The 19,764-nt window shown below is 70.5% G+C and carries 22 protein-coding genes and 1 pseudogene; 12 read left to right on the forward strand and 11 right to left on the reverse strand.

Annotation, left to right across the window (positions count from 1 at the left end; all coding sequences use genetic code 11):
* Positions 1-5 precede the first annotated feature (5 nt).
* Entirely contained in the window at positions 6-1,514 is a 1,509-nt protein-coding gene (locus AC6I72_RS15985) for a glycosyltransferase family 87 protein (RefSeq protein ID WP_498001505.1), read from the forward strand.
* A 90-nt stretch (positions 1,515-1,604) separates the two neighbouring features.
* Here AC6I72_RS15985 and AC6I72_RS15990 read toward each other — a convergent pair whose 3' ends face one another.
* The 3 genes from AC6I72_RS15990 to AC6I72_RS16000 form a co-directional block, all read right to left on the reverse strand.
* Entirely contained in the window at positions 1,605-2,636 is a 1,032-nt protein-coding gene (locus tag AC6I72_RS15990; protein ID WP_037856242.1) for an alanine racemase, read from the reverse strand.
* 82 nt (positions 2,637-2,718) lie between these two features.
* Positions 2,719-3,840 carry a peptidoglycan bridge formation glycyltransferase FemX gene (gene femX / locus AC6I72_RS15995; protein WP_037856243.1) on the reverse strand — a complete coding sequence of 374 codons (1,122 nt, stop codon included), beginning with the start codon at positions 3,838-3,840 and terminating at the stop codon, positions 2,719-2,721.
* Positions 3,841-4,050: 210 nt separating this feature from the next.
* On the reverse strand, positions 4,051-4,374 hold the full coding sequence (locus AC6I72_RS16000; protein ID WP_498001506.1) for a hypothetical protein: 324 nt from the start codon (positions 4,372-4,374) through the stop codon (positions 4,051-4,053).
* A 296-nt stretch (positions 4,375-4,670) separates the two neighbouring features.
* On the opposite strand from AC6I72_RS16000, the gene rpsF reads away from it, so the two are divergent.
* From rpsF to rplI, 4 genes are all read left to right on the forward strand, one after another.
* A complete protein-coding gene (gene rpsF / locus AC6I72_RS16005; protein WP_003991486.1) occupies positions 4,671-4,961 on the forward strand; it encodes a 30S ribosomal protein S6 in 291 nt (96 codons plus the stop codon).
* A gap of 77 nt (positions 4,962-5,038) precedes the next feature.
* Entirely contained in the window at positions 5,039-5,626 is a 588-nt protein-coding gene (locus AC6I72_RS16010) for a single-stranded DNA-binding protein (protein ID WP_498001507.1), read from the forward strand.
* A gap of 80 nt (positions 5,627-5,706) precedes the next feature.
* Complete coding sequence (gene rpsR, locus AC6I72_RS16015) at positions 5,707-5,943, forward strand: 30S ribosomal protein S18 (RefSeq protein ID WP_003949403.1); 237 nt, start codon at positions 5,707-5,709, stop codon at positions 5,941-5,943.
* A gap of 18 nt (positions 5,944-5,961) precedes the next feature.
* The gene (gene rplI, locus AC6I72_RS16020) at positions 5,962-6,408 is read left to right on the forward strand and encodes a 50S ribosomal protein L9 (protein WP_366727750.1); all 447 of its coding nucleotides are present in this window, start codon (positions 5,962-5,964) and stop codon (positions 6,406-6,408) included.
* A gap of 155 nt (positions 6,409-6,563) precedes the next feature.
* Here the strand turns inward: rplI and AC6I72_RS16025 are convergent, their stop codons facing one another.
* The gene (locus AC6I72_RS16025; RefSeq protein WP_498001508.1) at positions 6,564-7,901 is read right to left on the reverse strand and encodes an MATE family efflux transporter; all 1,338 of its coding nucleotides are present in this window, start codon (positions 7,899-7,901) and stop codon (positions 6,564-6,566) included.
* Between the two features lie 459 nt (positions 7,902-8,360).
* Between AC6I72_RS16025 and dnaB the strand changes: the two genes are divergently transcribed.
* Complete coding sequence (gene dnaB / locus AC6I72_RS16030) at positions 8,361-9,839, forward strand: replicative DNA helicase (protein WP_498001510.1); 1,479 nt, start codon at positions 8,361-8,363, stop codon at positions 9,837-9,839.
* Positions 9,840-9,866: 27 nt separating this feature from the next.
* On the opposite strand, the pseudogene AC6I72_RS16035 reads toward dnaB, so the two are convergent.
* Positions 9,867-9,971 (reverse strand): annotated as a pseudogene (locus AC6I72_RS16035) (peptide deformylase); the annotation flags it as partial.
* Between AC6I72_RS16035 and AC6I72_RS16040 the strand changes: the two are divergent.
* On the forward strand, positions 9,942-10,376 hold the full coding sequence (locus AC6I72_RS16040; RefSeq protein WP_498001511.1) for a hypothetical protein: 435 nt from the start codon (positions 9,942-9,944) through the stop codon (positions 10,374-10,376). The pseudogene AC6I72_RS16035 and the gene AC6I72_RS16040 overlap by 30 nt on opposite strands.
* On the forward strand, positions 10,373-11,776 hold the full coding sequence (locus AC6I72_RS16045) for a serine hydrolase domain-containing protein (RefSeq protein WP_498001513.1): 1,404 nt from the start codon (positions 10,373-10,375) through the stop codon (positions 11,774-11,776). The genes AC6I72_RS16040 and AC6I72_RS16045 overlap by 4 nt, the downstream gene beginning before the upstream one ends.
* A gap of 114 nt (positions 11,777-11,890) precedes the next feature.
* Here the strand turns inward: AC6I72_RS16045 and AC6I72_RS16050 are convergent, their stop codons facing one another.
* Positions 11,891-12,343 (reverse strand): GNAT family N-acetyltransferase, encoded by a 453-nt coding sequence (locus AC6I72_RS16050; RefSeq protein WP_498001514.1) that lies wholly within the window; start codon positions 12,341-12,343, stop codon positions 11,891-11,893.
* A gap of 158 nt (positions 12,344-12,501) precedes the next feature.
* On the reverse strand, positions 12,502-12,966 hold the full coding sequence (locus tag AC6I72_RS16055) for a MarR family winged helix-turn-helix transcriptional regulator (protein WP_498001516.1): 465 nt from the start codon (positions 12,964-12,966) through the stop codon (positions 12,502-12,504).
* Between the two features lie 137 nt (positions 12,967-13,103).
* On the opposite strand from AC6I72_RS16055, the gene AC6I72_RS16060 reads away from it, so the two are divergent.
* Both AC6I72_RS16060 and AC6I72_RS16065 read left to right on the forward strand, forming a co-directional pair.
* A complete protein-coding gene (locus AC6I72_RS16060; RefSeq protein WP_498001517.1) occupies positions 13,104-14,312 on the forward strand; it encodes an MFS transporter in 1,209 nt (402 codons plus the stop codon).
* A 189-nt stretch (positions 14,313-14,501) separates the two neighbouring features.
* Positions 14,502-14,924 carry a GlcG/HbpS family heme-binding protein gene (locus tag AC6I72_RS16065; protein ID WP_498001519.1) on the forward strand — a complete coding sequence of 141 codons (423 nt, stop codon included), beginning with the start codon at positions 14,502-14,504 and terminating at the stop codon, positions 14,922-14,924.
* 1 nt (position 14,925) lies between these two features.
* Here the strand turns inward: AC6I72_RS16065 and AC6I72_RS16070 are convergent, their stop codons facing one another.
* The 4 genes from AC6I72_RS16070 to AC6I72_RS16085 form a co-directional block, all read right to left on the reverse strand.
* Entirely contained in the window at positions 14,926-15,792 is an 867-nt protein-coding gene (locus AC6I72_RS16070) for a GNAT family N-acetyltransferase (protein ID WP_498001520.1), read from the reverse strand.
* Between the two features lie 192 nt (positions 15,793-15,984).
* Positions 15,985-16,467 carry an NUDIX domain-containing protein gene (locus tag AC6I72_RS16075; protein ID WP_037856273.1) on the reverse strand — a complete coding sequence of 161 codons (483 nt, stop codon included), beginning with the start codon at positions 16,465-16,467 and terminating at the stop codon, positions 15,985-15,987.
* Between the two features lie 578 nt (positions 16,468-17,045).
* The gene (locus AC6I72_RS16080) at positions 17,046-18,227 is read right to left on the reverse strand and encodes a cystathionine gamma-lyase (RefSeq protein WP_498001521.1); all 1,182 of its coding nucleotides are present in this window, start codon (positions 18,225-18,227) and stop codon (positions 17,046-17,048) included.
* A gap of 254 nt (positions 18,228-18,481) precedes the next feature.
* The gene (locus AC6I72_RS16085) at positions 18,482-18,859 is read right to left on the reverse strand and encodes a phage holin family protein (RefSeq protein WP_037856278.1); all 378 of its coding nucleotides are present in this window, start codon (positions 18,857-18,859) and stop codon (positions 18,482-18,484) included.
* Between the two features lie 47 nt (positions 18,860-18,906).
* Here AC6I72_RS16085 and AC6I72_RS16090 point away from each other — a divergent pair, with 47 nt between their 5' ends.
* Together AC6I72_RS16090 and AC6I72_RS16095 are read left to right on the forward strand one after the other, a co-directional pair.
* The gene (locus AC6I72_RS16090; RefSeq protein ID WP_498001522.1) at positions 18,907-19,224 is read left to right on the forward strand and encodes a cupin domain-containing protein; all 318 of its coding nucleotides are present in this window, start codon (positions 18,907-18,909) and stop codon (positions 19,222-19,224) included.
* A 178-nt stretch (positions 19,225-19,402) separates the two neighbouring features.
* Positions 19,403-19,615 (forward strand): DUF5326 family protein, encoded by a 213-nt coding sequence (locus AC6I72_RS16095; protein WP_018566258.1) that lies wholly within the window; start codon positions 19,403-19,405, stop codon positions 19,613-19,615.
* Positions 19,616-19,764: the final 149 nt, after the last annotated feature.

Here is a 19,764-nt window from a genome sequence, read left to right on the forward strand (position 1 = left end):
GCGGCATGCCCAGTGCTGAATCGACGCAAGCGAGCCCGCACGAGCCCGGCCCGGTCCGGCCGACCCACGAGGACAAGGTCGCCGCGGCCGGCAGCGAGCTGATCGGCGGTCCCGTCGGACGGCACGCCCTGCTCGGCACGTCCTGGTGGACCCCGGTGCGGGTGATCGCACTCGTCGCGATCGGCATGTTCGCCCTCGGCCTGGTCCAGAAGGCCCCCTGCTACCACAGCGCCTGGTTCTTCGGTGCCAGCTCCCAGTACACGAAGGCCTGCTACTCGGACATCCCGCACCTTTACCAGGGGCGCGGGTTCGCCGACGGCCTCGTGCCCTACTTCGACAAGCTCACCGGCGACATGCCGTACCTGGAGTACCCGGTCCTGACCGGCGTCTTCATGGAGGTCGCCTCCTGGCTGACCCCGCACAGCGGCAGCATCCAGCACCAGGAACGGTGGTACTGGATGGTCAACGCCGGAATGCTCATGGTGTGCGCGGCCGTCATCGCCGTCTGCGTGGTCCGCACGCACGCCCGGCGGCCGTGGGACGGACTCCTGGTCGCGCTCGCGCCGGCCCTGGCGCTGACCGCCACGATCAACTGGGACCTGCTGGCGGTCGCCCTGACGGCCGCCGCCATGCTGATGTGGTCGCGGGAGCGTCCCCGGGCCTTCGGCGTCCTGCTGGGGCTCGCGACCGCCGCCAAGCTCTATCCGGCGCTCCTGCTGGGCCCGCTGCTCGTCCTGTGCTGGCGGGCCGGCCGATGGCGTGAGTACCGCATGGCCCTGGGCGGAGCGATCGGCGCCTGGCTGGTCGTCAACCTGCCCGTGATGGCCTTCGCCCGCGACGGCTGGTGGCAGTTCTACGACTTCAGCCACGACCGGGGCGTCGACTTCGGGTCCTTCTGGCTGATCTGGGCCCAGAACTCGGCCGACCCGCCCAGCACGGACTTCGTGAACACCGTGGCCACCCTCCTGGTGGTGCTGTGCTCCCTCGGCATCGCGGCACTGACGCTCATGGCCCCCCGCCGGCCGCGCTTCGCCCAGCTCGCCTTCCTGATCGTGGCCGTGTTCATCCTCACCAACAAGGTCTACTCACCCCAGTACGTCCTGTGGCTGATCCCGCTGGCCGTGCTGGCCCGCCCGAAGTGGCGCGACTTCCTGATCTGGCAGGCCTGCGAGGTGGCGTACTTCCTCGGGATCTGGCTGTACCTCGCGTACACGACCAGCGGAGACGCGCACAAGGGCTTGCCGACGGACGGCTACCACTGGGCGATCGCCGTCCACCTGGCGGGAACCGTGTACCTGTGCGCGGTCGTGGTGCGCGACATCCTCGTGCCGGACCGTGACGTGGTGCGCCAGGCCGGGGACGACGACCCGTCGGGCGGAGTGCTCGACGGCGCCGAGGACGTCTTCGTCCTGGGCGCCGCCGCCCGCCCGGTGCGGTACGCGGCACCTTCCGAGGGCGTTCAGGTCGAGTGGGGAAGCCGGCCGGGGCCCGCACCCGAAGACCGTTCGCTCTGAGCGAACGAGGCAGGCCGCGACGTACGAGAGGCCGTACCCGGTGCTGCCGGGTACGGCCTCTCGTCGTCTCCCGCGCGGGCGGGGCGTGGTTCAGCGGTCCACGATCCGGTCGAACTGCGTGGTGGTGTGCCGCAGATGGGCCACGAGTTCGTCGCCGACCTTCGGCTCGGGCGCGTCCGAGGGCACGAAAAGGATCGAGACCTGCATGTGCGGCGGCTCGGCGAACCAGCGCTGCTTGCCGCCCCAGACGAACGGCGAGAGGTTCCGGTTCACGGTGGCGAGGCCGGCGCGTGCCACGCCCTTGGCGCGCGGCATGACGCCGTGCAGCGCCTTGGGGGCCTCCAGGCCCACCCCGTGCGACGTACCGCCCGCCACGACCACCAGGAAGCCGTCGGAGGCCGTCTTCTGCTGCCGGTAGCCGAAGCGGTCGCCCTTCGCCACGCGCGTGACGTCCAGGACCGCGCCGCGGTACTGGGTGGCCTCGTGGTCACCCAGCCACAGCCGTGTACCGATGCGGGCGCGGAAACGGGTCTGCGGGAACTGCTGCTGGAGCCGGGCGAGTTCCTCGGCCTTGAGGTGGCTGACGAACATGGTGTGCAGCGGGAGCCGGGCCGCCCGCAGCCGGTCCATCCAGCCGATGACCTCCTCGACGGCGTCCGAGCCGTCGGTGCGGTCCAGCGGCAGGTGGATGGCGAAGCCCTCCAGGCGGACGTTCTCGATGGCCGCGTGCAGCTGCGGCAGCTCCTGCTCGCTGACGCCGTGCCGCTTCATCGAGGACATCACCTCGATGACCACGCGGGCCCCGACGAGGCCGTACACGCCGTCGATGGAGGACACCGAGCGGATCACCCGGTCGGGCAGGGGCACCGGCTCCTCGCCGCGCCGGTAGGGCGTCAGCACCAGCAGGTCACCGCCGAACCAGTCCTTGATCCGCGCGGCCTCGTACGTCGTGCCGACGGCGAGGACGTCGGAGCCCAGCCGCGTGGCCTCCTCCGCGAGCCGCTCGTGCCCGAAGCCGTACCCGTTGCCCTTGCAGACCGGCACCAGTCCGGGGAACTGCTCCTGCACGTGCTTGTGATGCGCCCGCCAGCGCGCGGTGTCGACGTAGAGCGTGAGCGCCATGGCCGGACCTGGAACCTTTCTCGTGGCTGCGGTGTGTCAGAGGGATGAAGACTGTCGACGTCGTCGAAGTGAGGAACGCTGGTCAGCGCCGCGACATGTAGATGTCGAGCGCCTTGTGGAGCAGCTTGTTCAGCGGGAAGTCCCACTCGCCGAGGTACTCGGCGGCCTGGCCGCCGGTGCCCACCTTGAACTGGATCAGTCCGAAGAGGTGGTCCGTCTCGTCCAGCGAGTCCGAGATGCCGCGCAGGTCGTAGACCGTGGCGCCGAGGGCGTAGGCGTCGCGCAGCATCCGCCACTGCATCGCGTTCGAGGGCCGGACCTCGCGCCCGATGTTGTCGGAGGCCCCGTAGGAGTACCAGACGTGCCCGCCGACGATCAGCATCGTCGCCGCGGCCAGGTTCACACCGTTGTGCCGCGCGAAGTACAGCCGCATGCGGTTGGGGTCCTCGGTGTTGAGGGCCGACCACATGCGCTGGAAGTACGACAGCGGCCGGGGCCGGAAGTGGTCGCGCACGGCGGTGATCTCGTACAGCCGCTGCCACTCCTCGAGGTCGTGGTAGCCGCCCTGGACGACCTCGACACCGGCCTTCTCGGCCTTCTTGATGTTGCGGCGCCACAGCTGGTTGAAGTTCTTGTGGACCTCTTCCAGCGACCGGTTGGCCAGCGGCACCTGGAACACGTAGCGGGGCTGGACGTCCCCGAAGCCGGCACCGCCGTCCTCACCCTGCTGCCAGCCCATGCGGCGCAGCTTGTCGGAGACCTCGAAGGCGCGGGGCTCGATGAAGTCGGCCTCCAGATCGCGCAGCCGCTTGACGTCCGCGTCCTGGATGCCCTTCTTGATGGTCTCCGAGTTCCAGCGCCGGATGACCACCGGCGGACCCATCTTCACCGAGAAGGCGCCCTGCCGCTTCAGGTGGGCCAGCATCGGCTGGATCCAGTCGTCGAGATTGGGCGCGAACCAGTTGATGACCGGGCCCTCGGGCAGATAGGCGAGGTAGCGCTTGATCTTGGGCAGCTGGCGGTACAGGACGAGCCCGGCACCGACCATGTGGCCGGTGCGGTCGTCGAACCAGCCGAGGTTCTCCGAGCGCCATTCCGCCTTGACGTCTGCCCAGGCCGGGACCTGCATGTGACTCGCCGCCGGCAGGCTCTGGATGTAGGCCAGATGCTGCTCTCGACTGATGGTCCTCAGGGTCAGGCTCATTCGGGGCGCTCCTCGGGCTGGCTTGTCCCCATGGGTTCAGGGGCTCCGGCTCTCGCGCCGAAGCCTACTGCGCCAGGGGAGCGCGCAGACTGGCCGCACACCACCTTCGCACCGGCCTGTCGCCCGGTGCGAGTACGGCATCCGGTGGCCGGACGGCGCCCGCCGGGTCCGGCGGACGCCGTCCGTGACCGCAGCTGCCGGTGCCCGGCGTCAGCTGAAGAGGCCGCCGAAGAGCCCGCCATGGGCCATGCCCAGGAAGAACCCGATGGCGGAGGCACCCAGACCGAGGATGAGGCCGAAGCGCTCGCGCGTCGTCACCGAGATCCACTGGCCGTACGCCCCGGTGAGGATGCCCGCCAGACCGGCCCAGGAGCTGAGCAGGTGCAGACCGTGGAAGAGGAGTCCGGTGATGAAGGCGAGCAGGCCCAGCACCAGGGTCACCGCGAGCAGGGTGTCCTGGAGGGGGTGGGCCTTGCCGTCCGTGGCGAAGAGGCCGTTGTTGGCGGCGGTGTTGGGTCGCATCGTCTGTGCCATGGGGCACCTCCTGCGAAAGGCAGCGCATCGTAGCGCCATGTACACCCGAGGTGTCCAGATTGCCGGGTTCTGCGCCCCGATTTCAACCGGAAGCGGGGGTGCGGGTAGTCTGTTCCGTCTGCACTTGTGTCTGCCCGGCCCGAGCACAGGACAATCTGGGGACGGCCAGGGGATTCCGCCGGACGACCCCGTTGTCAGTGCCGGCTGTTTTACTGGCAGACACGATTGCGTACGCATCACAACCCTCCTGCCACGGAACGACCGTGGCCGCTGAGTCCAAAGGAGGTGGGTTCCACATGCGTCACTACGAGGTGATGGTCATCCTCGACCCCGACGTCGAGGAGCGCGCTGTCTCCCCGCTGATCGAGAACTTCCTCTCTGTCGTCCGTGACGGCGGCGGAAAGGTCGAGAAGGTCGACACCTGGGGCCGTCGTCGTCTCGCGTACGAGATCAAGAAGAAGCCCGAGGGCATCTACTCGGTCATCGACCTGCAGGCCGAGCCTGCGGTCGTCAAGGAGCTCGACCGCCAGATGAACCTGAACGAGTCGGTCCTCCGGACCAAGGTCCTCCGCCCCGAGACCCACTGAGCCCTCCCGCTCAGCCGGCCTCGGGATCCGAGTAGCAGCACCAGCAGCCAGCAGCAAACCCGCCGAGAGGTACCCCCATGGCAGGCGAGACCGTCATCACGGTCGTCGGCAATCTTGTCGACGACCCCGAGCTGCGCTTCACCCCCTCCGGTGCGGCGGTCGCGAAGTTCCGCGTCGCGTCCACCCCCCGCACCTTCGACCGCCAGACGAACGAGTGGAAGGACGGCGAGAGCCTGTTCCTGACCTGCTCGGTCTGGCGCCAGGCGGCGGAGAACGTCGCCGAGTCGCTCCAGCGAGGCATGCGCGTCATCGTGCAGGGCCGGCTGAAGCAGCGGTCCTACGAGGATCGTGAGGGCGTCAAGCGCACGGTCTACGAGCTGGACGTCGAGGAAGTCGGCGCCAGCCTGCGCAACGCCACGGCCAAGGTCACCAAGACCAGCGGCCGCGGTGGCCAGGGCGGATACGGCGGCGGTGGCGCCCAGGGTGGTGGCGGTGGCTGGGGCGGCGGCCCCGGCGGCGGCCAGCAGCAGGGCGGTGGCGGCGCTCCCGCCGACGACCCGTGGGCGACCGGCGCTCCTGCCGGTGGCAACCAGGGCGGCGGCTGGGGCGGTGGCTCCGGCGGCAGCGGCAGCGGCGGCGGCTACTCGGACGAGCCCCCCTTCTAGGCCTTCGTGCCGGTCCGCGGACCGGGTCGGGCCGAGGGGTGGGCCGTACCCACACTTCTTGATCACACAGGAGAAACATCATGGCGAAGCCGCCTGTGCGCAAGCCTAAGAAGAAGGTCTGCGCTTTCTGCAAGGACAAGGTCACGTACGTGGACTACAAGGACACGAACATGCTGCGGAAGTTCATTTCCGACCGCGGCAAGATCCGTGCCCGCCGCGTGACCGGCAACTGCACGCAGCACCAGCGTGACGTCGCCACGGCCGTCAAGAACAGCCGTGAGATGGCGCTGCTGCCCTACACGTCCACCGCGCGATAAGGGAAGGGTGACCTACTCATGAAGATCATCCTCACCCACGAGGTCTCCGGCCTCGGTGCCGCGGGCGACGTCGTCGACGTCAAGGACGGTTACGCTCGCAACTACCTGATCCCGCGGAAGTTCGCGATCCGCTGGACCAAGGGTGGCGAGAAGGACGTCGAGCAGATCCGTCGTGCTCGCAAGATCCACGAGATCCAGACCATCGAGCAGGCCAACCAGATCAAGGCCCAGCTCGAGGGTGTGAAGGTCCGTCTGGCCGTCCGCTCCGGCGACGCCGGTCGTCTCTTCGGTTCCGTCACGCCGGCCGACGTCGCTTCGGCGATCAAGGCCGCCGGTGGTCCCGAGGTCGACAAGCGCCGCATCGAGCTGGGTGCGCCGATCAAGACCCTGGGCGCCCACGAGACGTCCGTGCGTCTGCACCCCGAGGTTGCCGCCAAGGTCAACATCGAGGTCGTCGCGGCCTGATCGCCGTGCTCGGCTGACCGCAGTCGACAGAGGGGGCCGTACCCGGCGGGGTACGGCCCCCTCTGCGTGGTCGTGAAGACGAGCGAACGCGGAGAACCCGGATCCTGCTCGCGGGGTTCGTTTCACGTGAAACACCACAGCACGGGCACCCTGCTTCAGCGGGTCGCGCCCGTCACCAGCCAGCGGCCCGACCGGGTCCGTATCCACAGAGTCAGCATGCGAACCGCCACCATCAGGGCCATCGCGCCCCACAGGGCGGTGAGCCCTCCGCCGAACACAGGCACCAGAAGCGCGGCGGGCGTGAACACCGCCAGGGTGACGAGCATCGCCCCGGCCAGGTACGGGCCGTCCCCCGCGCCCATCAGGACACCGTCGAGGACATAGACGACGCCGCAGACCGGCTGGGAGAGGGCCACCAGCAGCAGCGCGGGAAGGGCGGTGTCCTTCACGGTGGAGTCACCGGTGAACAGGGGCAGGAAGACCGGACGCGTCACGACGACCAGAAGCCCGAGGACGATCCCGGCCGCGACACCCCACTGCACCATGCGGCGGCATGCTCCTCGGGCGCCTTCGGCGTCGTCGGCGCCGAGGAAGCGGCCGATGATGGCCTGCCCCGCGATCGCGATGGCGTCGAGAGCGAAGGCGAGCAGGCTCCACAGGGACAGGATGATCTGATGGGCGGCGATGTCCGCGTCGCCCAGCCGGGCCGCGACCGCGGTGGCGATCATCAGGATGGCCCGCAGGGAGAGCGTGCGGACCAGCAGCGGGACACCGGCCTGCGCGCACGCCTTGATTCCGGCGGCGTCCGGACGCAGGGAGGCGCCGTGCCTGCGGGCACCGCGGACGACCACGGTGAGATAGACCGCGGCCATGCCCCACTGGGCGATGACGGTGCCCCACGCCGAGCCGGCGATGCCGAGTCCGGCGCCGTAGACGAGGGCGGCGTTGAGGGCCGCGTTCCCGACGAAGCCCGCGACGGCGACGTACAGGGGGGTTCGCGTGTCCTGCAGTCCGCGCAGCACACCGGTGGCGGCGAGGACGACGAGCATCGCCGGGATGCCCAGCGCGGAGATGCGCAGGTAGGTCGTCGCGAACGGGGCGGCCGTGGGGGAGGCGCCGAAGAGGTCCACCACACCGGGCGCCGTGGGCAGGACGGCCACGATGACGGCGGCCCCGAGCAGCAGGGCCAGCCACACCCCGTCCATTCCCTGCCGGATGGCGGCCTTCAGGTCGCCCGCGCCGACGCGGCGTGCGACGGCGGCCGTGGTGGCGTAGGCGAGGAAGACGAAGATGCTCACGGCGGTCGTCAGCAGGGCCGAGGCCACGCCGAGCCCGGCGAGCTGTGCGGTGCCGAGGTGGCCGACGATCGCGCTGTCGGCCATCACGAAGAGGGGCTCGGCGACGAGCGCGCCGAAGGCCGGGACGGCCAGCGCGACGATCTCCCGGTCGTGTCTGCGCCGGTCGGCCGAGGGGCGTGCGGGGGCCTGAGTCATGGGCACCAATGTAACCGTCCACAGGTAAGAGATGCAATGCCATTGAGGCCCTTACATAGCCCTGCGAGCTGTGCACTTGTGCGCCGCGCCCTAACCGATCTTGGCCCGATGGGGAAAGTTTTTCTTCTGCACAGCCAGTGGACGGCAAAGTGGCAGGTCAGACGGGGTGGGCGGAAACCGGCGAGGGCTTGTTCACAGCGCTGTCCACCGGGTCATGCACAGGTTTCGCGGAGTTCTCCACAGCATAGGGCCGGTCGTCCACATGGCCTGTGGATAACCAGATTGGCTGACGGTGCCCGGGGGCCTACCGTGGTCCGGCGCCCGCTCCGTTCTCCGGCTTTCAAACCGTCCCAAAACGACGCGCCGGAAGGGGAGTCGGGCCTCTCGATTTGTCAGTGCCGTGCCGTAGAAATGAGGGGCACGGCGAGGTCCGCTCGGCGGACGGGAGGAGGCCGCTCGGTGAGCATTTCCGAGCCCTTGGACGACCCGTGGGCCGACAGCGGACCAGGGGATCGTCTGCCTGCCTCCCGTCGGCGGCCCGACGGCGGAGGCGGCCGCGGCGAACAGCACGACCGGGGCCGGGACAGCGGCGCCTGGGAGGGCGGGGGCCCGGCCTTCGAGCGGGTCCCTCCGCAGGACCTCGACGCGGAGCAGTCCGTGCTCGGCGGAATGCTCCTGTCCAAGGACGCCATCGCGGACGTCGTCGAGATCCTCAAGGGCCACGACTTCTACAAGCCCGCCCACGAGACGATCTACCAGGCCGTCCTCGACGTCTACGCCAAGGGCGAGCCCGCCGACCCCATCACCATCGCCGCGGAGCTGACCAAACGCGGCGAGATCAACAAGGTGGGCGGCGCGTCGTATCTGCACACGCTCGTGCAGACGGTGCCCACCGCGGCGAACGCCGCCTACTACGCGGAGATCGTCCACGAGCGTGCGGTGCTGCGCCGCCTGGTCGAGGCCGGCACCCGGATCACCCAGATGGGTTACGCGGCCGACGACGACGTCGACGAGATCGTCAACCGTGCCCAGGCCGAGATCTACGCGGTCACCGAGCAGCGCACCAGCGAGGACTACCTGCCGCTCGGCGACATCATGGAGGGCGCGCTCGACGAGATCGAGGCGATCGGTTCGCGCAGCGGCGAGATGACCGGCGTGCCCACCGGGTTCACCGACTTCGACTCGCTGACCAACGGGCTCCACCCCGGCCAGATGATCGTCATCGCCGCCCGTCCCGCGATGGGCAAGTCGACGCTGGCGCTCGACTTCGCACGGGCCGCCTCGATCAAGCACAACCTGCCGAGTGTCATCTTCTCCCTCGAGATGGGCCGCAACGAGATCGCGATGCGCCTGCTGTCGGCGGAGGCCCGCGTCGCCCTGCACCACATGCGTTCGGGCACGATGACCGACGAGGACTGGACCCGGCTGGCCCGCAGGATGCCGGACGTGTCCGCCGCCCCGCTCTACATCGACGACTCCCCGAACCTGTCGATGATGGAGATCCGGGCCAAGTGCCGGCGCCTGAAGCAGCGCAACGACCTCAAACTGGTCGTCATCGACTACCTCCAGCTGATGCAGTCCGGCGGTTCCAAGCGGGCCGAGAGCCGCCAGCAGGAGGTCTCGGACATGTCCCGTAACCTCAAGCTGCTCGCCAAGGAGCTGGAGATCCCGGTCATCGCGCTGTCCCAGCTCAACCGTGGCCCCGAGCAGCGCACCGACAAGAAGCCGATGGTCTCCGACCTGCGTGAGTCCGGCTCCATCGAGCAGGATGCCGACATGGTCATCCTGCTGCACCGTGAGGACGCCTACGAGAAGGAGTCCCCGCGGGCGGGCGAGGCCGACCTGATCGTCGCCAAGCACCGTAACGGCCCGACCGCGACGATCACGGTCGCCTTCCAGGGGCACTACTCGCGCTTCGTGGACATGGCCCAGACCTGATCGGATGCTGCCGGGCGCCCCACCAGGGCCGGGGTGCGTGGCCCCCGCCCGGGGCCGGCTCGGGCAGTCGTACACGAACAGCCGCAGATCCACGCCGACCTGATGGGCGGCCAGGTCGGCCCTGTCGGGCACGTCATGGGCTGTGGGCGCCTGGTGGCGTGGGGACCGGCCGACGGCGGATCCGCGCAGGACGAGTCCGGTGTACCGGCACGGGGGCTGGAGGACGAGAGCCGGCAGCGCCGGCTGACCCAGCAGGACGACGCCCCGCCCGCATGGCGCCGCCCCGAAGCATTCAGCGCCGTCGCCTGTCTGACGCCCGAGGAGACGAGCCGGGTGGCGGACGTCGTCCGCTGGGCGCTCGCGCCCTGCCAGGACCACGAGCAGCGGCCCATGCCCCGCCCGGGCAGCGCTCGGCCGGTGGCCCTCATCACGCGCCTCTTCCCCCTGCTGTCCCCCACACCGGACGAGACGGGCCGGAGGGGGCCCGGCCGAATCCGCTCGACGTGCGCGTCCGTACCGGATGGACTGGGGACATGACGACACCTCGGGATGAACTTCTGCCCAGCACCCGCCGGTCCCTGACCCATCGGATCGCCGTCGCCCAGGCCGAAGGACGGACACCGTCCCTGGTCGCCTCCGTCGTGCGGGGCGGCGAGGCGGTCTGGCACGGTGCGCGGACGTGCGTGGACGGGCACGCACCGGACGAGAACACGCAGTACCGCATCGGCTCCATCACCAAGACGTTCACCGCCGTCCTCGTCCTGCGGCTGCGGGACGAAGGCCTGCTCGACCTCGGCGACCCCCTGGAGAAGCACCTGCCGGGGACGGCCGCTTCCGAGGCGACGATCGCCGACCTGCTGGCCCACACGGGCGGGCTGGCCGCGGAGTCGCCCGCACCCTGGTGGGAGCGGACCCCGGGGTCGCTGCGCCCCGAACTCGCCGATGTGCTGGGCGAGGAGCCGCTGCGGCACCCGGTGGGCAGGCGGTTCCACTACTCGAACCCGGGCTACACGGTGCTGGGCGCGCTCGTCGAGAAGATGCGCGGTGCTCCCTGGGAGGACGTGCTGCGCCGGGAGGTGCTCGAACCGCTGGGACTGAGCAGCACGAGCGCCCGCCCGCGCGCGCCGCACGCGGGCGGCTGGGCGGTGCACCCCTGGGCCGACGTGATGCTTCCCGAGCCCGTCGAGGACCTCGGCCGGATGGCGCCGGCCGGCCAACTCTGGTCGACGACGGCGGACCTGGGCCGGTTCGCCGCGTTCCTCGCCCGGGGTGACGAGCGGGTGCTGAGTGCCGGATCGGTCAGGGAGATGCGCACCCCGGCGGCTCCGCCCGGGAGCGCGGACGTGGCGGCGGGGTACGCGTACGGGCTGGGAATGGAGCTGCGGCGCTCGGGCGAGCGGCTCCTGGTGGGGCATACGGGATCGCTTCCGGGCTTCCTCGCCTCGCTGACCATCTCCGTGGAGGACGATGTGGCCGCCGTGGTGCTGACCAATTGCACCTCCGGTCCCGCGGTGGCGTCCGTGGGCGCCGATCTCGTCCGCATCGTCGCCGATGCCGAGCCGCGTGTCCCGGACGCCTGGCGGCCACTGCGGGACATCGATCCGCAGGTGCTTGAACTGGCGGGCCAGTGGTACTGGGGGACCCACGGCTTCGGTCTGCGGCTGACCGCCGACGGTCTTCTCTCGCTCGAGCCGCTGGCGGGCAACGGCCGCAGGTCGCGGTTCCGGGCGAACGGCGACGGCACCTGGACAGGCCTGGAGGGCTACTACGCGGGGGAGTTGCTGCGGGCGGTACGGCGGCCGGACGGCTCCGTGGACCACCTGGACCTCGGATCGTTCGTGTTCACACGGCAGCCGTACGACGCCGGGGCCGCGGTGCCTGGGGGTGTCGACCCGGAGGGATGGCGGGGCATCGGCCCGTCCCCGAAGGGCAGCTAGCTCTGCCCGGGGCCAAGAGACCGGGCTACTGAGAGGAACCGGCGGGGGTGGGCGTTTCACGTGAAACGCCCACCCCCGCTCGCGGTCAGAGGGGGCCGGCCGGGGCGCGGCCCTTCACAGGGACAGCTTGTAACCCACGTGCGAGGCCTCGAAGCCCAGCCGTTCGTAGAAGCGGTGGGCGTCGGTGCGTGTCCGGTCCGACGTCAGCTGCACCAGCCGGCAGCCCTCGCGTCGTGAGGTGTCGATCGCCCACTGGATGAGCCGGGTGCCCAGGCCGTTGCTCCGTTCGTCGGCGTGGACGCGGACGCCTTCGATGATCGAGCGGGTGGCACCGCGCCGGGACAGCCCCGGAATGACCGAGAGCTGGAGCGTGCCGACGACGCGTCCGTGCCGCAGTGCGACGACCAGGTGCTGGTTCGGGTCGGCGCGGAGCCGCTCCAGCGCGGCCAGATAGGGCGCGAGGTCGTCGGGTGACTCGCGCTGTGCGCCCAGCGGGTCGTCCGCGAGCAGCGCGACGACCGCGGGGACGTCCTCGGCTACGGCCGCACGTATTTCAAGATCTCCCATGCCCGGAGCTTAGGGGCCTTTCGTGCGGGTGCTGCCGGCGCGGGGCGGGCGCGAGGCAGGGGGCGGTGCCTGACTTCCGGGTCGGCGCGGTCCGGGCGGCGGCTCCGGGGGCCGCTCAGTGGGGCGGCCCCGCGTGGTGGGGCCGCCGGAACGGGGCGCTATGCCGCCGCGGGGGCGTGCAACGACTCCACGACGCGGACCAGGGGCGCCAGCTCCGGATTCTCGGCGGCCTCGTCGAGTGCCTCCCGCAGGGCCGTGTCGTTCGTCGGCCTGGCCTCCTCCAGGAGGCGGAGGCCGGATTCGGTGACGTTGGTGTAGATGCCCCGGCGGTCGGTGGGGCACAGGTACCGCTCGAGGAGGCCGCGGTCCTCGAGGCGGGTGACGAGCCGGGTGGTGGCGCTCTGGCTGAGGACGACCGCGTCGGCGACCTGCTTCATCTGCAGATGACCGCCGTCGCCGTCGTGCTGCCGGCTGAGCACGTCGAGCAGTGAGTACTCGCGCACGCTCAGGCCGTGGCCTGCCTGGAGAGCGCGCTCGATGTGGGCCTCGATCCTGCTGTGCAGCAGGGAGAGGGCGCACCAGCCCTGGGCGAGGGCGGTGAGCGCGGGGTCCGTCGCTGTCATGGCGTTTCCTCCATCCCGGGGCGGGTGTCTCCAGGATAGGGCAGCGCCGCGATTGTCGGCGGTTGCATTTAGCCCGCGTCTGCAACTATTGTCGTGGAACGTAAAGCGCTCCTGCAATCGTTTCGGAAGGTACCCCCATGCCTCTCGCGCTCCTGGCCCTCGCGATCGGGGCCTTCGGCATCGGCACGACCGAGTTCGTGATCATGGGCTTGCTGCCCCAGGTCGCCGGTGACTTCGGGGTCTCCATCCCGACCGCGGGCCTGCTCGTGACCGGTTACGCGGTGGGCGTCATGCTCGGCGCTCCCCTGATGACCGTCCTTGGCACCAAGATCTCCCGCAAGCGGATGCTGATGCTGCTGATGGGCCTGTTCATCGCCGGGAACCTGCTCTCGGCACTGGCCCCCACCTTCCCGGTCATGCTGATCGGCCGCGTGGTCGCCTCGCTCGCCCACGGTGCCTTCTTCGGGATCGGCTCGGTGGTCGCGGCGGACCTGGTGGCCCCCGGCAAGCGGGCCGGTGCCATCGCGATGATGTTCACCGGGCTCACCTTCGCCAACGTCGTCGGCGTACCGCTCGGCACGCTGATCGGGCAGTCGGCCGGCTGGCGCGTCACCTTCGCCGCGGTCGCCGCCCTCGGGGTCGTCGGCCTGGCCGGCATCGCCCGGCTCGTCCCCGAGATGCCCCGGGCGGAAGGCGTCCGTCTGCGTCACGAACTCGCCGCCTTCAAGAACACCCAGGTCCTGCTCGCCATGGCGATGACCGTGCTCGGCTTCGGCGGGGTGTTCGCGGCGATCACCTACATCGCGCCGATGATGACCCGCGTCACCGGCTTCGCCGACGGCTCCGTCACCTGGCTGCTGGTCCTGTTCGGTCTCGGCATGGTCGCAGGCAACCTCGTCGGCGGCAGGTTCGCCGACCGGGCCCTGATGCCCCTGCTGTACGTCTCCCTGAGCGCCCTCGCCCTGGTGCTCGCGCTCTTCACCCTCACCGCGCACGACAAGATCGCGTCCGCCGTGACCATCGTCCTGATCGGTGCGTTCGGCTTCGCGACCGTGCCGCCGCTGCAGAAGCGCGTCCTGGACCAGGCACACGGGGCCCCGACCCTGGCCTCGGCCGTGAACATCGGTGCCTTCAACCTCGGCAACGCGTTGTCGGCGTGGATCGGTGGCCTGGTCATCGACGCAGGCTTCGGTTACACCGCGCCCAACGGGGTCGGTGCCGTACTCGCCGTGGGTGCCCTGGTGCTCGCCGTCGTCTCCGCCGCCCTCGAACGCCGGGGCGGCGACTCGCAGACGGTCGTCACCGGGGACGTCCCGGCGGAGCGGCCCACGCCCGTGGCCCACTGACCGGAGTCTGCCGGGACTGCCCCCGGCACCGCCGGGCGCCGTGGAGCCGCCGGCGTCGCGTCGTCCGGTCCCCGCACTTCCCCACCTGCCACGGCCGGGAACCACTCGGCCGGAACATCACCCGCCGGTGAAACAGCGGGGGCCGTCCCCGTCCCTCGCCCACCGCACACACCACAGGAGAAAACTCTGATGAACACCACGCACGCCGTAGTCCCGCTGACCGTCCAGGACGCCGACGTCCTCGTCTCGGCGGCCCACCGTGCCGCCGAGGCGGCCGGGGTCGCCGTCAGCGTCACCGTGCTGGACGCGGGCGGGCATCTGCTCGCCTTCCGCCGGGACGACCGGGCCGTCCTCATCGCCGGGGAGACCAGCACCCGCAAGGCCTACACGGCGCTCCAGTTGGATGCCCCGACGGCCGACCTGGTCGACGCCGTGCAGCCGGGCGGCCTCTTCCACACCCTGCCCACCGCGCTCGACCGGCCGCTGCTGTTCATCGCGGGCGGCGTGCCCGTGCGTCGCGACGGCCGGCTGATCGGAGCGGTCGGGGTCGGCGGCGGCGCACCGGAACAGGATCACGCCTTCGCCGTCACCGCGGTGGAAAAGCTCGGCTGACTCAGCCCGCCGCCACGGTCAGCGGAGCGAATCGCCGGGCCCAGTCCCCGGGCAGCTCCGCGATCCCGTGCGTCATGACGGCGTTGGACATCACGGACTCCAGTCCACGCTGCTTCACCCAGTGCAGCAGTTCTTCGTGGCGTACGTCGATGTCGGTCCGCAGCGGGCGCTCGGTGCGGGCGGCGAGGGAGGCGATCAGGGCCTTCGCGGTCTCCGTGTCCCGTGCGATCAGCGGGCCGACCACATGCGTGTTCATGTTGGGCCAGGCAGCCGCGTAACCGATGATCCGGCCGTTGTCCTCCGCCACCCGGAGGTGGTCGGCGAACGCGGGCAGCCGGGTGATCAGAGGGGTCCGGTCCACTCCGAAGACCTCCTCGTCCAGCCGGAGGATGCCGGTCAGGTCGTCGGCCGAGGCCGGACGCGTGACCGGGCCGCCCGGATGCTCCTCCGGTACGAAGCGGCCGAGGACCATCTCCGACATGCCGGTGACCTTGAAGCCCAGCTCCTCGTACAGCGGACGTCCGTTGGGGGTCGCGTACAGGGTCAGCGGCGTGGTGCCCGCCATCGAGACGACGTGACGCATCAACCGGCGGCCGACGCCTTGGCGCGCGTGGCGCCGGGCGACCAGGACCATGCCGACGGCATGGAGGTCCGGTCGCGCGGGCGGCCCGTACTCGGTGACGACGCAGGCGGCGACCAGTCCTCCGTCGGGGTCGTCGATGCCGAACCCCTTCCCGGCGGAGAGGAGCAGGCCCCACTTGTGTTCCTCACGCTGCCAGCCCCGGTTCTCGGACAGGTCTGCGCAGGCGGTGAGGTCATGGCGCGTCAGGGAGCGGATGGGCAGAGCGGCAGGGGAAGGAGTCGACACGCAGGTCAGGCTGTACGACGGATGGTGTCGGCGTCCACCCGTTTCGAGAGAGACGTACGTGCTTTTGGCCATGTCCCGGCGGTCGGCCGACCAGAGGCTGCCAGGACATGGCCTCGGCCGTGGACCGGCCCCGCACCCGGTATCGGCTGTTTCACGTGAAACGTGGACGACAGCTCCACGAGCCGTGGAGGGTCAGCCGATATCCGGGGCGTGCAGGGCCCGCACCCCCTCGATGTTCCCGTCCAGGTAGTGCCTAAGAGACAGCGGTACGAGGTGGACGGAGGCGATCCCGACGCGGGTGAAGGGCACGCGCACGATCTCGTACTCCCCGGCGGGCTCGTCGACCTCCGGTCCGTGGCGCAGGGCGGGGTCCATCGACTCCAGGCGGCACACGAAGAAGTGCTGCACCTTCACGCCGGTCGCACCGCCGTCCTCGCCGATGTGCTCCACGGTGTCCACGAAGCAGGGGACGACATCGGTGATCTTCGCGCCCAGCTCCTCATGAACCTCTCGGTGCAGGGCGTCGACGACGGTCGTGTCGCCCGCTTCGACCCCGCCGCCTGGAGTGACCCAGTAGGGATCGACTCCTGGTCTGGTGCGCTTGATCAGGATCAGGTCGTCGCCGTCGAGCAGGACGGCGCGGGCGGTGCGCTTGACCACGGGTCGGACGGTCATGGGAGAAATGTGGCCCGGCTGGTTCCACGTGAAACATCGCGGGAACCTCCTCGTGCGCGGGTCCGCCGGTACGCGGCAGCAGCCGCCGAGCACGTGCCGCGTGCCCGACGCGGCTCCCGCGCCGGGCCGGCTCAGCCGCAGTCGGCCGCCGCGCCCATAGCCGCTCGTCGCTCGTGGGCCCGCGCAATGTGCGGCAGCGCCGGTGTGCCGGTACGTGCCGTACTGATCACCAGGTCGTGGTGGCCCGCCGACAGCCCTCCAGGGTGTCCTCGACCGTTCCGAAGGAGACGCGCAGTCCCGTCCGTCGCCGCCGCGGGCGGCCCGCTGGTGAACGAGCCGGCGTGGTGGACGGTCGCGAAGGTGCGCAGCACCGTCAGGTCTACGGCGCGCCTGCCCTCTCGCCGCCCTCCGCGTAGCCCCCGGCCGCGGCCAGCCGTGAATACGCCGACAAGCCTCTGCTGCCAGGGTGACGGGACGCTGACGCAGAGCCAACGGGCCTTGTTCACGGAGTCCTGCGCGCACGAACCTGGGACGGTCCGAGCCACCAGGGGAAGCCCGGACCGTCCGTCACGCATCGGTCAGTGCGCCGACGCGTCCAGGGCGCGCAGCACGTCCGCCACCAGGTCCGCCGGGTCCTCGGCGCCGACGGACAGCCGGATGAAGCCTTCCGGGACCGCGTCGCCGCCCCAGCGTCCACGCCGCTCGGCCGTGGATCGCACACCGCCGAAACTCGTCGCGTCGTCCACGAGCCGCAGCGCGTCGAGGAAGCGCTCGGCACGCTCGCGTGTGGGCAGGACGAAGGACACCACACACCCGTAGCGCCGCATCTGACGCGAGGCGATCGCGTACGAGGGGTCGTCGGGCAGCCCGGGGTAGCGCAGCCCGGTCACCTCGGGGCGTCCGCGCAGCGCCTCGGCGACGGCCAGCGCGGAGGTGTTCTGCCGGGCGACACGCAACTGCAGCGTGGCGATCGAACGGTGGGCCAGCCAGGCCTCCATGGGCCCGGGAACGGCTCCGACGATCTTGCGCCACCGCCGTACGGCCGCCATGGCCTGCGCGTCGCGGCCGGCCACGTAGCCCAGCAGGACGTCACCGTGCCCGGTGAGCTGCTTGGTGCCGCTGGCCACGGAGAAGTCGGCACCCAGGTCCAGCGGCCGCTGACCCAGGGGCGTGGCGAGGGTGTTGTCGACGGCGACCAGGGCGCCCCGCGCGTGTGCCGCCTCGGCCAGCCGCCGGATGTCGCACACGTCGAGCCCCGGGTTCGACGGGGACTCGATCCACAGCAGCCGTGCGCCGTCCAGCACGCCGAGCTGGGCGTCCCCGCCGGTCGGCGCGGTCCGCACCTCGATGCCGTACGCCTCCAGCTGGGCGCGGACCAGGGGCAGCGCCTGGTAGCCGTCGTCGGGCAGGACCACCGTGTCTCCCGAGCGGAGCAGGGAGAAGAGCACCGAGGAGATGGCCGCCATGCCGGAGGCGAACACGAGGGTCTCGACGTCGTCCTCGCCGGGCGCCTCCAGCTCGCCGATGGCGCTCTCCAGCAGGGACCAGGTCGGGTTCTCGTCGCGTCCGTAGGTGTACGGGCCCGTCGGGTCGCCGGGCAGGTGGAAGTGGGCGGCGAACACGGGGCCGGGGAGCGTGGGTTCGTGTTTGACCGGCTCGGGGAGCCCGGCCCGTACGGCGCGCGTGCCGTCCCCGGCACCGACAGGCGCGCGGGTGCCCCTCCGCGTGCCCTCTGCGCCGCTCGCAGCGGAATCGTTCATACCGCCCGTCCCTTCACATGCTCTCGTGCTGTGGCGAGCAGGCCGTGGCTCACCGTCTCCCCCACCTTCTCAGGACACAGCAGCCGGACCGGTGGGGCACCCCTCGGGCGGGCGAGGCCCTCAGAGCTGCGAACAAAAGGGGCGCCCGGCTCGCGACGCCTGGCACGCACGCTCACGGCGTTGCCTTCCGGCGCCTTGCGATCGCACGCGCCGGACGCCGCGAGCTGATCGGACTCCCCTTTTGTTCGCAGCTCTCAGTCCTCGTCCGGCAGGACCATGTGCAGGGCCCAGGAGACGACCGAGATGATCAGTCCGCCGACGACGGCTGTCCAGAAGCCCTCCACGTGGAAGCTCAGGTGGACCTTGCCGGCCACCCAGGAGGTCAGCAGCAGCATCAGGGCGTTGACGACCAGGGTGATCAGGCCCAGCGTCAGGATGAACAGGGGGAAGGTCAGTACTTTCACCACCGGCTTGACGAGGAAGTTCACCAGACCGAACACCAGCGCGACACCGATGAGGGTGCCGGCCTCCTTCGCCTTGTTGTCCCCGGTCAGGGTGATCTTGTCGAGCAGCCAGACGGCGACCGCCAGGGCGCCCGCGTTGGCGATCGTCTTGACTACGAAATTCTTCATGTGTCTGATCGTGGCAGACGAGATCCACGACGAACACGGGCGAGGCGATGAAGGCATTCCGGCTGGACGAACTGGAGGCGGAGCGGGCCGCCAACGACGGTGCGTACCTGCAGTTCCTGCGGGAACGGAACATGTCGGTGGGGCTGTACGCACTGGACGCGGGCGAGAACGACCCGCAGAACCCGCACCGCCAGGACGAGGTCTACTTCGTCGTGAGCGGGCGCGCCTCCATCACGGTCGGGCTGGAGACGACCGAAGTGGCGCGCGGCAGCGTCGTCTACGTGCCGGCCGGAGTCGCCCACAAGTTCCACCACATCAGCGAGGACCTGCGGGTCCTCGTGGTGTTCTCTCCGCCGGAAGCGTGAGGCGCCGTCTCAGGGTTCCCTAGGGGAAGGGTCAGGGACGGACAAGGGATGCGAAAGCCCCGCTCAGGCCCCCGCCGGCCCTAGCATCGAAGCAGGACGTACGACAGGTCCGGCGCCGCGGTTCGCGGGCCGTTCGGTAATCCGGCGCAGGGCCGGCGAAGAGGTAAGGACGAGGGCAATGCGAGAGGTCTTCACGGGTCTGCCGTGGTGGGTGAAGTGGATCGCGGTACCGGTCATCGCCCTGGTCGTCTTCGGCAGCCTGATAGCGACGGTCGTCGGCTTCGTGATCGGTCTGCTGTTCAAGCTGCTGATCTTCGTCGCGCTGATCGGCGGTCTGATCTACATCGTGCGGAAGTTCATGTCGAGTTCTTCGTCGCGCGGCGACTGGTGAGTCTCCCGGGACACCGGTGAACCCTGACGGGCCGCACGGGTTCCCTCGCGGGAGGGAAGTTTTCCGGACAGGCCGTCCTGGAGCGGTGACAGGCCGATAGGGTCCGGGAATCGACGCGGGGGCCGGCCCCCGCGGGCAGCGTTCCCCAC

The sequence above is a fragment of the Streptomyces sp. Xyl84 genome, from assembly GCF_059731885.1.